Raw genomic sequence first — 15,596 nt, forward strand, 5'->3', positions numbered from 1 at the left:
GCTCCCTGCCCGTTATGTCTGTGTATCTCCGCATATGTGTATTATGGCTATATGCTTCGCTGGCTAGTGCCCAAACGCTAATTACCGGGCAGGTAAGCAGCCCCGAGCGCCGCCCGCTGGCCGATATCAGCGTTACGGTAGAATCGCGGGATAGCACCACCCTGGGCTTCGCCATTACGAATGCGGCAGGCAATTTTTCCATTACAATAACTTCAGCGGCTGATACGCTCGTGGTGCGGGCCCGCTCCCTAAATTATGTAGTCCAGTCTTTTGCCGTGGCCAACCGCAACCAGCAGGTTAATTTCCTGCTGCGCCCCGGAGAACAGCAGCTCAAGGAAGTGGTCATTCAGGGCAACATGCCCATCCGCCGACGCGGCGACACGCTTAGCTATTCGGTGGCGGCTTTTGCCGACCAAAAAGACCGGGCCATCGTGGATGTGCTGCGCAAGCTGCCGGGGGTGGAGGTAGAAAGCGACGGCCGGGTGCTGTACGAGGGCAAGCCCATTCAGAAGTTCTACATCGAAGGACTGGACCTGCTGGAGGGCCAGTACAACCTGGCTACCAAAAACCTGCCGGCCGAAACCGTGGAAGCGGTGCAGATCCTGGAAAATCACCAGCCCGTGCAAGTGCTTAGCGGCGTGGCGGCCTCCACGCGGGCTTCGCTCAATATCAAGCTCAAAAAAGCCATAACGACCACTGGTACCGCTACGCTGGGCCTGGGGCTGCCGCCGGTGCGCTGGCAAGCCAACGTAACGCCCATCGTTCTGGGCAGCGGGCAGCAGCTTCTGGCTTCCTACCAGGCCGACAACGTGGGCCACGATCTGGGCGTGAACCTGAAGCAGCTGAGCCTGGAAGACCTGCGAACTTCTTCGGCCCGGGACCTAAACAAGCCCGAACTCGTAGGCATCCAGCGGCTTGCTACGCCTGCCGTGGACAGTAAGCGCTATTTGTTCAACAACGCTCACCTGCTGACCTTAAACTACCTCCGGAAGGTATCGGATGAGTTGCAACTGCGCGTCAATGCCTACTACCTGCAGGACCACCAGAAGCAGCGGGGCGCCACGGCTACTTTCTTCTACCTGCCGGATGACACCGTGCAGCTCACCGAAGCCAAAATCAACCGCCTGACTTACCAATCGGCGCAAACCAACCTGACGCTGCTGAAAAACACCAAGCGCCAGTATTTCAAAAACACGCTTTCGCTGACGGGCTACTGCAACAGGCAGCAGGGCGAAGTACAGCGCAGTCAGGGCCCTTCGCCGGTCAGCCAGGTACTACGAGTGCCTTACGCCGCCTTGTCCAACACCTTGCGCCTGGTGCAGCCGCTGGGCGGGCAGTTACTAACGCTGGCGTCTTACGTCTCGTTCGACCGGGCACCGCAGCAGTTAACCGTCGCCCCGGGTCCGTTTGCGGCGGTGCTCGGGGGCGGGCAGGCTTACCCGGGCGCGCGGCAGCAGGTCACTCTGGCCGAGTGGACCACCACCAACTCGCTGAGCAGCACCAGAACGTGGCGGCGCTGGACGGCCACGGCGGGTGCCGGGTTCGAAGCCCGGCAGCAACGCCTCGCTTCCGCGCTGTATCGCCAGGAGCCGGCCGGTGAGACGCCGCTGGGCAAGAGCTTTGAGAATGCGCTGTCCTTGACCAGCTACCAAGGCAACGGGCAGGTGGAGGCAGCCTACAAAGCCCGTTCCTGGAATGCCAGCATCGCACTGCCCATCCGGCTATGGCACTTTGCAGTAACCGACGCCAACCTGGACCAAGGCCAGCAGCTGCGCGTGGTGACGGCAGAGCCGCAGGTGTATGCCCGCTACGACTTCACCCCGCAGTGGTACACCTCGGCCACCTACCAGCTTTCCCGGCATTTCGGCGACGCGACGCAGCTCAACTACGGCTACATTTTGCGCGACTACCGCAATCTGCAGCGCAACGCGGTTCCGCTTTCGCAGCGCACGGTGCAGAGCTACACGCTAAGCGTGTACCACAAGAATGCGCTCCGGGCGCGCTTTGCCCACCTGGCTTATTCGTACGCTGAAACGGGCAATAACCTACTGTACCGCAGCCAGGTGCAGGAAGACGGCACCACTGAGCTGACGTACCGAAACCGATATAACTATTCGAGCCGGCACAACCTGTCGGGGCAGCTAAGCAAATTCGTTGGCGAACTTAAGACGACCGTCAGCCTCGGCGCGACGTTGCACAGCGGCAAACAGCCCCAGCTTCTGAACGAGGTGCTGACCCAGGTGCGCAACCAGGGGGCCACCGCCACCTTCAAACTAAATACGCAGCTGCGGCAGTGGTTTGGGCTGGACTATCAGGCCAAGGGTGTATTCCTGCGAACGGCAGTTGACGCAGGGGCTGCCACGTCCTCTTTCGGCCACGAACATGTGTTGAACCTGAACCTGTACCCCGCGCCCAATCATTACGTGAAGCTGAGCAGTGATTATTACGAAAACAGGTATTTAGCCAATCAAAACAGAGCCGTATTCGGCGACTTGCTTTACCGCTATACCATTGGCGAAAAGAAGATAGACCTGGAAATACAATGGAGTAACATCTTCAATATCAAGGAGTACACCTCGAATACGGTAAACAGCTACACCTTTATCCAAAGTACTTACCGCTTGCGCCCCATGCAACTCCTGGCAGTAATCAAATTTTCGCTGTAGCGCGGGGTTAAACGAAGCCGAACCGGCTCCTACAAGGTTATGCTTCGCCTGGGGTCTGTTTGCCGAAGGTTGATCCAAACCAAAGCTTAGTTGTGCAGCTAGCCAAAGCGCAGCGTAGGCCGGGCAGCACCGACGTTTTCTATTGTACCCAGCCTTCTTGCCGCGGCCTGCTGCCGGCCGGCTTGCCAGTCTTACCAAGGAAATGCAACGGTATGAGGGTGCTGGTGTCTCAACTTTAATTGTGTCCCCGCCGTAAGCGCTTCGCGCAGATTGCTTAATTTTGGTATTCTTCCAAAAGCAAACGCGCTTCACTCCTTCAATAAGGATTCTTTATAGAATTTTATGAGGAAAGTTTTACAAACTTCCCCGCTGCTCTGGCTTCTGCTGCTGCTGACTTTTGCCGGCGTGGCCAAGCCCGGCCCGGCCGATTCGCCGCTGGGCGGACAGTGGCGCGGCGAGCTGAAAGTGCCCGGCGGCAGCTGGGAATTGGTCATTACGGTCATTCCGTTGAGCAACGGCACGCTGTACGCCACCCTCGACGTGCCCAAGCAGAAAATCAGCCGCATGCCGGTAAAGATGGAGGTGAAGGGCACCGACGTGACCATGCGCATCGAGGAGGCGGCCAGCAAGTTCACGGGCAAGCTCGCCGGCGACGGCAAGAAAATCAACGGCACCTGGTCGCAGCCCAGCCTGACTTCGGCCCTGGTGCTGGAGCGCACCACGGGCGCGGTAATCAACGCGGCTACCTTTAAGCCCGCCCTGCCCTACCGCGAGGAAGAAGTGGTGGTGCCCAACAAAGTAGCCAAGCTGCGCCTCACCGGCACCCTCACCATGCCGCAGGGCAAAGGCCCGTTCCCGGCCGTGGTGCTGATTTCCGACTCGGGCCCCCAGGACCGCAACGTGGTGGTGGACAACTACCGCATGTTCAATATCCTGGCCGACTACCTCACCCGCCGCGGCGTGGCCGTGCTCCGCTACGACGACCGCGGCGTGGGCAAATCCACCGGCAGCTACCAGAAAGCCACCACCACCGACCTGGTATCGGACGCGCAGGCGGCCATGGGCTTTTTGCGGGCCCACTACAAGGTAGACAAAACCCACGTGGGCATGGTGGGCCACGGCGAAGGCGCCAACGTGGCGCTGCTGGCCGCCGCCGACAAGAGTGCGCCCAACTTCGTGATTTCGCTGGCGGGCTACGGCCTGCCGGGCGCCGAGGTGCTGCGCCGCCAGCAGGTGGAAATCATGCGCCTGATCGGGGCCAATACCCAGCAGGTCAACTCCGCTCTGCAGCTGCACGAGCAGATGCTCGACATCATCCGGCAGACGCCCAACAACGACCTGGCCCGCGCTAAGGTGGCCGCCATGCTGCGCATCTCCAACGCCGACATCGACTTTACCATGGTGCAGGCCCGGGCCACGCAGCTCACCTCGCCGTGGTACCGCTTCTTCATCGACTTCGACCCGCAAAAGCAGCTGCGCGCCGTGAAGTGCCCGGTGCTGGCCCTCAACGGCGGCGCCGACCTGCTGGTAGCGGCTAACCGTAACCTGCCAGTGCTGCAAAAGGAGCTCAAAGCAGGCGGCAACAAGCAAGTGGAAACCTATAAGCTGGCCGGTGTCAACCACTGGTTTCAGTCGGAGCGCGCCGAGTGGCCGGTGGTCAACGGGCAGCTGCAACCCACGTTTTCGCCCCGGGCACTGGTGCTGATTCACGGCTGGGTAGCCCAGAACAGCGCCCCGCCGACCTCGGTGGCCAAGTCGGCTCCGCCGCTGGCCAAGCAAGTAAAATCGGCCAGCAAAGCCCCCGGCGGTAGCACCGCCCAAACCAAACGAGCCGCCCGCTAGGCGGCTCGTTTTTTATTATCCGGCCCGGCTGCAACCTGCCGGGACTGGGAAAATATCCTGAAAGAAATTGTTTGCTTTAACGGCCAGGCGGCCAGCCGTCGGTGCTCATTCTTCGGCCATGCCTTAGAATGCGGCTTCGGCTAATCTTACCACGCATCCTTTCCCAACGCATGAAATTACTTTTCAGCCTCCGCCGCGGCGGCACCTTGCTGCTCTGCTGGTGGCTCGTGGCCCTGGCCCACGCTGCCCCAGCCCCCACGCTGACGGGCGACTGGCAGGGCGCGCTGCAGGTCATGGGCACCGAAATACCGCTGGTATTTCACCTGCGCCAGCAGCCCGATAACCAATACACCGGCACCATGGACAGCCCCAAGCAGCAGGCCTTCGGGCTGCCGCTGGCGGCCGTGACGGTGCGCGTCGACAGCGTGGTGCTCCGGCTCAGCCAGCCCGCCGCGCAGTTTGCGGGCCGGCTCTCCGCCGATGGCAAGCAACTCAGCGGCGCCTGGCAGCAGGCGGGACGCTCCGTGCCGCTCACGCTCACGCACCAGGCCGCGGGCACGGCCAGCCCGGCCGTGCGGCGGCCCCAGGATCCGCAGCCGCCCTTCCCCTACCGCGCCGAGGACGTGAGCTTCGCCAACGCCGCGGCGGGCATCAAGCTGGGCGGCACGGTGACGGTGCCGGCCGGTAAAGGCCCCTTCCCCGCCGTGGTGCTGCTCACCGGCTCCGGCGCCCAGGACCGCGACGAAACCATCTTTGGGCACCGCCCCTTCCGCCTGCTGGCCGATTACCTCACCCGCCGCGGCTTCGTGGTGCTGCGCTACGACGACCGGGGTGTGGGCCATTCGGGCGGCACGGCGGCCACCTTTACCATCACCGACGGCGTCACCGATGCGCAGGCTGCCATGGCCTACCTGCGTAGCCGCTCCGATGTAAAAGGCTCGCAGATTGGGCTGCTGGGCCACAGCGAAGGGGCCATGATCGGCCTGACTGCCGCCGCGTCGGCCACGTCGCCCGCGTTCCTGATTTCGCTGGCCGGCCCGGCCGTGCGCGGGTTGGAAAGCATACTGCGCCAGGCCGAGGACCTGGGCCGTGCCGCCGGCATACCCGCCGAGCAACTGGCCGCCAACAAAGCGGTGAATCAGCAGGTGTACATGACGGTGCTGTCGACGCCCGACAACGCGCAGGCCCAAACGCACGTGGTGGCCTTGCTGCAACAGGCCGGCCTGAGCGCCGCGCAGGCCCAGCAACAAGCCGCGCTGATGGTCGGCCCCGGCTACCGGCAGCTGCTGAGCTTCGACCCACAACCCTTGCTGACTAAAGTGAAGTGCCCGGTGCTGGCGCTCAACGGCAGCAAAGACCTGCAGGTGGCGGCCAGTGTAAACATTCCGGCTTGGGAAAAGGGCGTGCGCGCCGGCGGCAACCAGGACGTGACGGCGCAGGAATTGCCCGGCCTGAACCACCTGTTTCAAACGGCCAACACGGGCCTGAGCCAGGAGTACGGACAAATCGAGGAGACTTTTGCCCCTTCTGCCTTGGCCGTCATCGGCGACTGGCTGGCACGACACGTCAAGAAGTAAGACGCCATTGTATCCATAGCGGCGAGGCGCCGCAGGCACCGCTTTCCGGCTCGGAAAGCGGTGCCTGCGGCGCCTCGCCTGCTTCACTATCCAATCAGAGACGCACGCCCACGCTGTAGCCAAACCACCCCAGTACCCGCGTGCGCGCGTTGCCTTCGTTCAGCCATAGCTTGCGGCCGGCGCTGAGGTTGGAATACACGCCGCCTTCGGCCGTGTCGTAGCGCTGGGTCACAAGCACGCTCACGGTGGGGCCGGCCACAATGCGCACGTGGCTGCTGGCCTTGAAGGGGGTGATGCCCACGAGCAGGCGCAGCTGGTTGTGCAGGTTCAGCGCGTCGGTCCAGTGGCGCTGTTCCTCGTTGACGTGCATGGTCACCGCATCGAGGCTGAGGCTGAAGCGCCGCTGGGCCCACATATCGGTGCCCGCGCCGTAGCCCAGCGCCCAGCGCCGGGGGCCGGAACCGAATCCAGCGTAAGCGCCGGTGAAAAAGGTGTAGAAGGCCGCCGAGCCGCCGAGCTTCAGGCTGGCCGTGATGGGCCACGTCTCGGAATAGGTGACTTCGAGCCGGTGGTAGCCGCGGCGCACGAAGTTCAGCGGAGCGATGCTCACGCCCTGCACCGAATCGGCAATGTTCAGCAGGCCCGCCAACTGCACGCCGTGCGAGGTGTGGGCCACGTTTAGCAGCCCGGCTGCCTGCAGGCCGTGGGTGGTTTTGGCTACGTTAAACAAGCCGGCCGCCTGCCCACCGCGCACGTCGGTCAGCGCCACATTGAACAAGCCGGCGGCCTGTACCGAGGCCCGGCTGCTGGGCGCCGGGGCCGTTTCGGCACTGATGGCAGGCGCCGCATTGGCCTCCAGCACGGGGGCTTCGTTGCCGGGCTTCTTCCGGGGCCCGACGTAGTTGAACAGCCCCGCCGTCTGGGCGCCGGCAATGGGCCGGGTGGCAATGTTCAGCAAACCTGCCGCCTGCCAGCCCTTGCCGCCGCCACCGAGCACGTTCAGCAGGCCGGCGGCCTGGAACCCATCGAGGTGGCGCCCCACGTAGTTGCCGAGGCCAGCCAGCTGCGCTCCGTCCACGGTGTCGCGGTCAATATTGAACAAGCCGCCGACTTCCACGCCTTCCACGCCCGCTGCGTAGCCGCCCAGTATGTTTACCGAGAGGTGGTTGACTGTTTGCCCGCTGCGCAAACCGTTGGAGCCAAGCGGCCCGAGCAGAGAAATCTGGGCGGGCTGGGTGTACGTGGGCCGCGCCGACTCCTCGGCGTCGGCCGGTGCGGGTGCCGGCTGCGCGGCCCGCGCCGAATCAGCAGCTGGCGTGGGCGCTGCGGTAGCCGCTACGGTTCCAACTGGCGCAGCATTAGCCGTTTGATTCGCCGGAGCGTCAGGTTTGCTTACTGCCTTCGACCTGGGAGCCTTGGAGCTACCGGCCTTGCCGCCGCTGGTGGTACTTGCCGTGGCCGAAGGCACCGACGTGGCACCGGTCGGCTTGCTGCTCGTCGAAGTCGGCTTCTTTCTGGTCGGTGCGGGGTTTGGCAAGCTTGCCGGTTTGGTGGGTTCCGATGCTGGGAGCGGTTTCGGCGTCGGCGGTGTTTCCGCGGGGCGTTCCGCCGCCTTGCTGATGGTGGTTGTGGTAGACGCGGCCGGCGCGGCGTCGGCAGGCTTAGCAGCGGCCCGGGGCGCCGCCGGGTGCAGCACCAGCTGGTCGCCCACCAGCTCGTAGCCGATGTTTTTACCCTCCAGTACCTCACTCAGTACCGTACGCAGCGGCTGGTTCTGAGCACTGAGCGTGACCGGCTGGCGCAGGTTCAGGGCTGTGTTGCTGTAGGAGATGCGCACGCCGTACTGGCGCCGTAGCGTCCTCAGCACCGATTCCAGCGGCGCTTGTTGAAACGACACCGTCACGCGGCGGTCGAGCACCGAGCCGGTGCGTACTTGGGCGGAAGCGGCCGGCGCGCCGGCCAGTGCGCAGAGCACGGCCGCAGCCAGGCATACGCGGTTTCGCATAGCGGGCAAGGGGCAAAAAGCGGGAGAAGAATGCTACAGGCTGGGGCAGCCTGGTCCGTCAAGGGTATAGCCGCCCTGGGCCGACTGCGTCACCGACAGGTTGGCCGACAGGCTCACGACGCGCAGCACCTGCGGCAGTTCGGCCTGGTGGAAGGTGCCGGTGAAGCGGCAGTTGGCCAGCTCGGGTCGGCTCAGGGCTACCGAGGTGCCGTAGTAGCGCGTCAGGGTCTGCGTTACCTGGCTCAGCGACTGGTTGTCAAACACCAGTTCGTCCTGCTGCCAGGCGCGGAAGTTCGGGTCGGTAATCTTGCGCTGCACCGCCACGGCCGGCGCCGAGCGGCGAATCACTCCCCGCAGGCCCGGGGTCAGCAGCACGGAATCCTGCACGGCCACTTTGTGGCGGTCGGGGCTGAAGGCCACGCGTCCAGTTACCACGGCCACTTCCACCGAGTCTTCGGCGGCGTAGGCGCGCACGTTGAAGGACGTGCCGAGCACCTGGGTGCGGGTATCGTTGGCCAGCACCGTGAAGGGCCGGCCGTGGTCTTTTTTCACCTCGAAGAAAGCCTCCCCTTTCAGCTGCACCACGCGCCGGGCGTCGTTGAAGTCGGCGGCGTAGCTGAGCGTGGAGTTACGGTTGAGCCACACACGGCTGCCGTCGGGCAAGCTGGTGAGCTGGCGCTGGTTACCGGCGGCCACCGTCACCGGCGCCGCTTGACGGGCACCGAGGAAGTTTCGCGCTACGGCCCAGAAGCCGACGAGCAGCAGCACAGCCGCCGCCACGCGCATCCACGATTGGGCATGGCTCCACAGCGGCACCACACGGGCTTCGCTTCCGGCCACCACGGGCTTAGGTGCATCAGCTGGAGTTGTTTTCAGGCCCGCCGCCGCGCTGAAGCGCTGCCAGGCGCGGTCCGCGTCGGCTTCGGTGAACACCTCGGCTACGTGGCCGCCCCGCTCCCAGGCCCGGGTGGCATCGGTGAGCAGGCGCAGGCGCTGGGGTACGGCCGTCAGCCAGCGGTGCAGCTCTTCCTGTTCCGACGCAGAAGCCTCGCCCGCCAAGTGCTTGGCCAGCAAATCCCAGGGGGCTTCCGGTTCGGGGTACAGGTGAGGCATGGGGGAGAATCGGGTTTTAAGTTAAGCCGAAATCGTCATTTCGCGCTTAAGCTTTCGGGCAGGCGGCGCTGCTCATACTTCCTACGGCTGAATGGTCAGGTGGGCCGAGCGCATGGCCGTGCCGGCAAAGTAGCCCACGGCTTTCGGCCCCTTGGCGTTGACGTTGACGATGTTGCTGCGCACGTTGGCCGGAGGCGCGGAGAACAAGCCTACGTTGTTGATCTGGGTGTACATCTCGTTGAGGAAGTAGTAGTAATCCCGCGGCAAGGACAGCAGCTGCACCCGCACGCTGTCGCCCACCTGCAGCGGGTCGCCGTTCAGCTCGATGCTGCCGATGTAGTTGCCGTCCACCAAGGCGTCGTCGCGCACGATGAGGTCGTCGGGGTCGTTTTGCAGCTGCCCGTTGATGAAGACCTTGAAGCGGTAGTAGTCGCCCACGCCGGGCAGTTCGGGGCCGTTGTAGAGGGCGTAGTAACCATCGTCCCAGCCCGGCTCGTTGGTTTTCACCTGCTGGGCCAGGCCGTCGATGCGGGGCACGCGCTTGATTTCGGTGGCCGCGCGGTATTCCTCACCCTCGGTCTTGATGGTGAGCGTGTACTGGTTACCAATTTTGCCCTGGATACGGCTGGTCTGGTACACGCCGGGGGCGGTTTCGCGCAGGGTTTCGGTAGTGCCTTCGTTGTCGGTTAGCGTCAACTCGGCGCCGCGCACGGCGGGCAGTTCCTGCTCGGTGAAGTAGGCGCCGGTCTTGGTCAGGCGGATGGTGTAGGGCCCGGGCTGGTCGGTGATGTTGCCCTCCACGGCCAGCTGCGGCTCGGGCTCGGGCAGATCCACGGGCACCACGTCGGTGCAGCTGCTGAGCAGGCCGAGGCCGGCCGCCAGCAAGGTCAGGAATAAGGGGAAGCAGTTCATAGCTCAGAAGGGCACGGCGGTTCGGGGGAGTATTCGATTTCGATGGTTAGCACGCGGCGGCCGGGGGTAACACTATCCGCGAAGGCGAAGCGCAGGTGCTCGGGCTGTACCTGGCAGCCAGCCTCGTAGAAGAGCGAGAGGCCCACCGTGGTGGCGGCCACGTACAGCCGCGTCCCCACCGTAGGGTAGTAGGTTTCCGGCTCGCAGGCGGGCAGCCCCAGGGCTCCGGGCTCGGCGGCGGGGCGAGTGGTGGCGAAGCAGACCATCAGAAGTTGAAGTTGTAGGACACCGACGGGATGACCGAGCCAAACACCGACAGGCGCACGGCCTCGGTTTTGCGCGGGTCGTCCTCGTTTTGGCGGAAGTAAATGCCGTAGGCGTTGCGGCGGCTGTACACGTTGTACACCGAGAAGACCCACTCGCTGCGCCAGCGCCGGTCGGGCCGCACGCGGTTCTTGAGCGTGGCGCCGAAGTCGAGGCGGTGGTAGGCTGGCACGCGGTAGTTGTTGCGCCGGTCGCCGCTCACCACGGGCACCACCAAGCCTTCGTACACGAAGCGGGCGTTGGGGAAGGTGGTGGCCACGCCGGTGCCGTAGGCGAAGTTGCCCGACAAAGTCAGCCGCGGGCTCAGTGCATACATGGCCACCACGTTGAGGTTGTGCGTCTTGTCGTACTTATTCGGGTACCAGGCATCGGCATTGATGCCGTTGATCTGCCGCTCCGAGCGCGACAGGGTGTAGCTTACCCAGCCGGTCAGCGCGCCCTGATTCTTCTTCACGAAGAACTCGGCGCCGTAGGCCCGGCCCCGGCCGTAGAGCAACTCGCCTTCCAGGTCTTTGTTGAGCAGGGTGTTGGCCCCGTTCACGTAGTCGATCTGGTTGTCCATGCGCTTGCCGAATACCTCCACCGAGGCTTCGTAGGCGTTGTCCTGGAAGTTGCGGAAGTAGCCCACGGCCACCTGGTCGCCGCGCTCGGGGCGGATGTTGTTGGTGCTCGGGCTCCACACGTCCAGCGGTGAGGCAGCCGTGGTGTTCGAAATCAGGTGGATGTACTGCGCCGTGCGGTTGTAGCTGGCTTTCAGGGAGCTGGTTTCCGTCAGGGTGAAGCGCAGCGAGGCCCGCGGCTCCAGGTTGGCGTAGCGCTTCACCACCGCGCCGTCCTTGGCAATGCGCGTGTTCGTCGGGTCCTTGCGCTGGCCTTCGGCGCCTACGTAATCCGAAATGGCCGTGCCACGACCCAGGAAGTCGAAGGCCGATACGCGCAAGCCGTACTGCACCTGCAGGCGGGGCGAGAGGGTCTGCTCGTTATCGATATAGGCGGCGTACTCGCCGGCCTGCTGGTTGTCCACCTTCAGGGCCACGAAGATGGATTCGGCGTTCAGCGGCTTCACCGTGGCCGGCTCAAACTGGTAGCGCGTGCTGCTCACGCCGGCGCTGAGCGTGTTCTGGGCGTTGAGCTGGTAGCTGAAGTCGGCCTTGCCGGTGTAGTTGCGGATGTTGGAGGTCCACTCGAAGGCCTGCGTGCCCTTGGGTACGCCCAGGCCGTAGTCGTATTGGCCCACCACGGCCGTGGCCGAGCCTACCAGCCGGGGGGTAAACTGGTGCGTCCAGCGGGCCGAAGCACCCATGTTGCCCCAGTCGTTCTGGAACACGTCGGCGAAGTTGAACACGTCGCGGCCGCGGTAGCCGGTCAGCGTCAGCTGGTCGCGGGCGCTGAAGCGGTGGTTTACCTTCAGGTTCAGGTCGTAGAAGTAAGCCTGGTTTTTCCGCTGCTCGGGAATGAGCTTCAGGAACAGGTCGCCGTAGGAGCGCCGCGCCGACAAGGCCACCGACGTGCGGTCCTTGATCAGCGGGGCTTCCACCGACAGCCGACTGGAAATCAGGCCGATGCCGCCGTTGACCGTCAGCCGCTCGGCCTGCCGCCCGTCGCGCATCTTCACGTCGAGCAAAGAGGCGAGGCGGCCGCCGTAGCGGGCCGGAATGCCGCCCTTGTACAGCGTCATGTCCTGTACCGCATCGGGGTTGAAGGCCGAGAAGAAGCCGAACAGGTGCGAGACGTTATAGACCGGAATTTCATCCATCAGGATCAGGTTCTGGTCCACGGCCCCGCCGCGCACGTTGAAGCCCGAAGCGCCCTCCCCCACCGTCGTGACGCCGGGCAACAGCTGAATGCTGCGCACCACGTCCACCTCGCCCAGCAGCGCGGGCATCAGCTTCACGGTCTTCATGTCGAGGCGGTTGACGCCCATTTCGGCCTTTTTCACGTTGTCTTCGGCCCGCACCCCGGCAATGACGACTTCCTGGGTTTGCTGCGTCTGCGCGCCGAGCTTGACCGAGCGCGTCGCGTCGCCGCTGAGCGTGAGCGTGACCTGCTGCGGCTCGTAGCCGATAATCTGGTAGGTGATGGTGTGGGTGCCCTTGGGCAAAGGCAGGCTGTAAGCGCCGGTTTCGTCGGTGTTGGTACCCAGGCCCAGCGCCTTGACGAAGACGCTGGCTCCGACGAGCGGTTCGTTGGTAACCGCGTCGCGCAGGGTGCCGCTCAGCGTCACCTGCCCGGCCGGCACGGTTTGACTCCAGGAGGGCGTGGCCGTGAGCAAGAGCCCGGCGGCCAGCCCCCATTGGATGGTGTTTTTCATGTTTGTTTTCAGAGCTGCCCTGCGCCCGGCCTCTGTTCGTCGGCCGGGCGCAGGGCAGTGGTTGGAATAAGGAGAGGCGGTGACGTTTAGGAGTTGTCGAGTTAGAGAGTTTGTGAGTTGAGCAGGCCATTAGCGTGCGGTAGGGAGTGGCGGCAACGGACCGTTTCGTTGTATCCGACGCCGTTACCGAACCTTTGCCTTATGGGTCAAGGCAAGTCGGCTCACCGAACTCTTAAACTCCTAAACTCAATAACTCTTAAACTCCAATCAGTTACTCGACAGCACTTTGCCTGAGCCGCTGATGCGCGAGGACACGGTGGGGTTGCCGCGGTAGTAGATGGTGCCCGAGCCGCTGATTTCGGCCGAGAGCGTGCGGGCGGCCCGCACGTAGGCTTTGCCCGAGCCGCTGATGGAGGCGTAGGTGTCCTGCGTGCTCAAGTCGTAGGCCGAGACCTTGCCCGAGCCCGAAATATTGATGTTGTTGGTGGCCGCATTGCCGCGCAGCTTCACCTCACCCGAGCCCGAAACGCTGGTGCGCAGCCCGTCCACCTGGGCCAGGTTCATTTCGGCTTCGCCCGAGCCCGACACCTGCACGCGGAAGGAACCGGCCGTCCAGGGCGAAGCACTGCGCAGCGCCCCCGAGCCCGATACCTCCACCTCCGACAGCGAAGGCACCGTGATGTAGACTTTCACCGGGTCGTGGCCGACCACGCGGGCGTGGCCATACTCGATTTGCAGCTCGTCGCCGTTGAGCTCGGTTTCCAGCACATCGAGGATGTTGCGCTGGCCTTCCACACGTACTTCCTGCCGGCTGCCCTGGGTCAGAATCACCTCGGCGTCAATCTTCAGCTCCACGCGGCTGAAGTTGCTGACCGTGCGCGTTTCCGTTTCCGTCGGGCCGACGCCCCGGACCCGGGGGCCGAAGGCGTCGCCCTCGTGCGAGCAACCGGCAGTAAGTAGCAAAGCGGGGAACAGGAGGGTCGGCAGCCAGTGTGCGTTTTTCATAGCGGTAGTGGGTTTGTGTGGTCTGGTTTAAAGCTTTCTGGTACTAAGACCCACAACCCCGCACCTACCCCTACGCCCCCGCTGAAAAAATTCAAACTTTTTTGCGCGCCCTAACCTTGGCCCCAATTTCTCATTCCTGTAGTTGCTGATACTTTTGAGCGCTGAGCTTAGCTAACAGCACGTACTTGCCTTTCTCCTAAGCTCGCCGAGACTATCCACGCCTGTGTACCCACTTCGGCACGGGTTTGAAAATGGAAGCTCTGATTATACTGAGTTCCGCTTGTACCAAACTTATCTGCTTACACACGCTGCGCCTGCTACCTAACCTTATACCTATGCGAGTGATATACTCCAGCACCCAGGACCTGAACGAAGATGCTTTTTATGATTGTCTGCGCCTGTTACCGCCGGGAATGAGGAGCTATATAGAACGTTACAGGAACCCAAATGACCAAAAACAAAGGCTACTAGCCAGGCTTCTTCTCCGGCAATGCCTGATTCAGACAACGGGCACGGATGAGCTGCTCAACGCCTGGCGAACAGACAATAAGAACAAGCCATACATCAGTAACTGGTATCCATTCAATATATCGCATGCCGGTAATTATGTAGTGCTGGGGTACGACGAGGCGGCAATCGGCATCGACATTGAAGAGCATGTGCCTCTGGACTATACCAGCATGAGTGATTATTTCCATCTGGCTGAAAAGCACTTTATTGAAAACTCAGCCAATCAACAGCTTGATTTTTATACAATCTGGACAAAAAAAGAGGCTATGCTTAAGGCCCTTGGCACGGGCTTGGTTTCTGGCTTGCAGGAATTCAGCTGCCTATCCGAAAGCATAGACTTCGAGGGTAAAACGTGGTTTTTCTCCCCTCTCACTATAGACCCGGCCTATACCTGCTATGTGTGCAGCCCTACCCGGGGCCATGCTTTAGCAGTAGAGAAATTCACCTTGCCTGCCTGCTAGCCGAGCATCTCCCCGGCTTTCCGCCAAGACGCACCTAGCGTTGCTGCAGCCTTCGGGTCACAGCTTCGCCTGCGGCCCGCGCCTCTACAGAATTGGGGTGGCGCACAGCCGGGCCTTGGCAGAATAGCATAGCGCTGTTCCTGGCGTTAGGCAGCAGCAGCACATCATCTTTCAATGCACCCCAATAAAGCGCTACAAAAAGGCCTGGGGTAATGCTATGGTGCCGGCTGGAAAGTGAACGTGCTAGCGCCGACGTGCGCATAGCATGGCTGCGTAGCTGACTAGTCCACGTCGCGTCATAACTATCGTATTGTATATAAGTAAGCAAGCTGCGAAACTGCGCGGCTGGCTACCCTCCCTATTCCGGAAGCGCTGAAACCTTCGGTTGGTACATGGCGCGTCAGCTTGCTTGGCGCAGTGCACAACGCGGCGCGACTTGGGCTGAGAGCCGGCTGACTATAGCCTGTCGGGCACATACACTCCCTACCTCTGCTACGCCTAGAGGTGCCCCTCTGACTTCGGGCCGTCACTGCCAACCTCTCAATGTTCCTTGTAGCATGCTCCCAGAGTTCTTCGGGAGAGACGAAGGGGATGTTGCAGCTATAGATGGTGCCAGCCTATTGGCAACTGGCTGACCGAATATGCAATTGCTACGATGTCACAAATGATGGCTTTTTTTCAAGCCCGCAATTGATGTAACCGAATACTGTCGAGCCTGAACACGGCTTTTATTAAATATTAACAAGTACAAATTTGACTATAACAATAAATAATCAATATACGCCTCACGTCAAAAAAGCGGCATTCTTCCTTGAGCCACCGAAAAGGGGGGCAATACATTTAGCTACGCTTAAGACCATGCAAAAGAAG

Annotated in this window: 10 protein-coding genes; 4 read left to right on the forward strand and 6 right to left on the reverse strand. The window is 62.5% G+C overall.

Going from position 1 to position 15,596, the window contains the following annotated elements:
* Nucleotides 1–14 precede the first annotated feature (14 nt).
* The 3 genes from B0919_RS00530 (at nt 15) to B0919_RS00540 (ending at nt 6,085) form a co-directional block, all read left to right on the forward strand.
* Nucleotides 15–2,666 carry a carboxypeptidase-like regulatory domain-containing protein gene (locus B0919_RS00530; RefSeq protein WP_078010239.1) on the forward strand — a complete coding sequence of 884 codons (2,652 nt, stop codon included), beginning with the start codon at nt 15–17 and terminating at the stop codon, nt 2,664–2,666.
* A 342-nt stretch (nt 2,667–3,008) separates the two neighbouring features.
* Entirely contained in the window at nt 3,009–4,508 is a 1,500-nt protein-coding gene (locus tag B0919_RS00535; protein WP_078010240.1) for an alpha/beta hydrolase family protein, read from the forward strand.
* A gap of 170 nt (nt 4,509–4,678) precedes the next feature.
* Nucleotides 4,679–6,085 (forward strand): alpha/beta hydrolase family protein, encoded by a 1,407-nt coding sequence (locus tag B0919_RS00540; RefSeq protein WP_176132791.1) that lies wholly within the window; start codon nt 4,679–4,681, stop codon nt 6,083–6,085.
* A 94-nt stretch (nt 6,086–6,179) separates the two neighbouring features.
* Here the strand turns inward: B0919_RS00540 and B0919_RS00545 are convergent, their stop codons facing one another.
* From B0919_RS00545 to B0919_RS00570, 6 genes are all read right to left on the reverse strand, one after another.
* Nucleotides 6,180–8,090, reverse strand: coding sequence for a DUF4974 domain-containing protein (locus B0919_RS00545; protein WP_078010242.1), 1,911 nt, complete (start codon nt 8,088–8,090; stop codon nt 6,180–6,182).
* 33 nt (nt 8,091–8,123) lie between these two features.
* Entirely contained in the window at nt 8,124–9,203 is a 1,080-nt protein-coding gene (locus B0919_RS00550; RefSeq protein WP_078010243.1) for a FecR family protein, read from the reverse strand.
* An 81-nt stretch (nt 9,204–9,284) separates the two neighbouring features.
* Nucleotides 9,285–10,115 carry a DUF4249 domain-containing protein gene (locus tag B0919_RS00555; RefSeq protein ID WP_078010244.1) on the reverse strand — a complete coding sequence of 277 codons (831 nt, stop codon included), beginning with the start codon at nt 10,113–10,115 and terminating at the stop codon, nt 9,285–9,287.
* A complete protein-coding gene (locus tag B0919_RS00560) occupies nt 10,112–10,381 on the reverse strand; it encodes a hypothetical protein (protein WP_078010245.1) in 270 nt (89 codons plus the stop codon). Before B0919_RS00560 ends, B0919_RS00555 begins: the two co-directional genes overlap by 4 nt.
* Nucleotides 10,381–12,750, reverse strand: a complete 2,370-nt coding sequence (locus B0919_RS00565; protein WP_078010246.1) for a TonB-dependent receptor — start codon at nt 12,748–12,750, stop codon at nt 10,381–10,383. Before B0919_RS00565 ends, B0919_RS00560 begins: the two co-directional genes overlap by 1 nt.
* Before the next feature lie 267 nt (nt 12,751–13,017).
* A complete protein-coding gene (locus B0919_RS00570; protein ID WP_078010247.1) occupies nt 13,018–13,755 on the reverse strand; it encodes a head GIN domain-containing protein in 738 nt (245 codons plus the stop codon).
* Between the two features lie 335 nt (nt 13,756–14,090).
* Between B0919_RS00570 and B0919_RS00575 the strand changes: the two genes are divergently transcribed.
* Nucleotides 14,091–14,726, forward strand: a complete 636-nt coding sequence (locus tag B0919_RS00575; protein WP_176132792.1) for a 4'-phosphopantetheinyl transferase family protein — start codon at nt 14,091–14,093, stop codon at nt 14,724–14,726.
* The last annotated feature ends 870 nt before the right edge of the window (nt 14,727–15,596 follow it).

It is taken from the genome of Hymenobacter sp. CRA2 (genome assembly GCF_002007105.1).
In the GTDB taxonomy this organism is placed as follows: Bacteria; Bacteroidota; Bacteroidia; order Cytophagales; family Hymenobacteraceae; genus Solirubrum.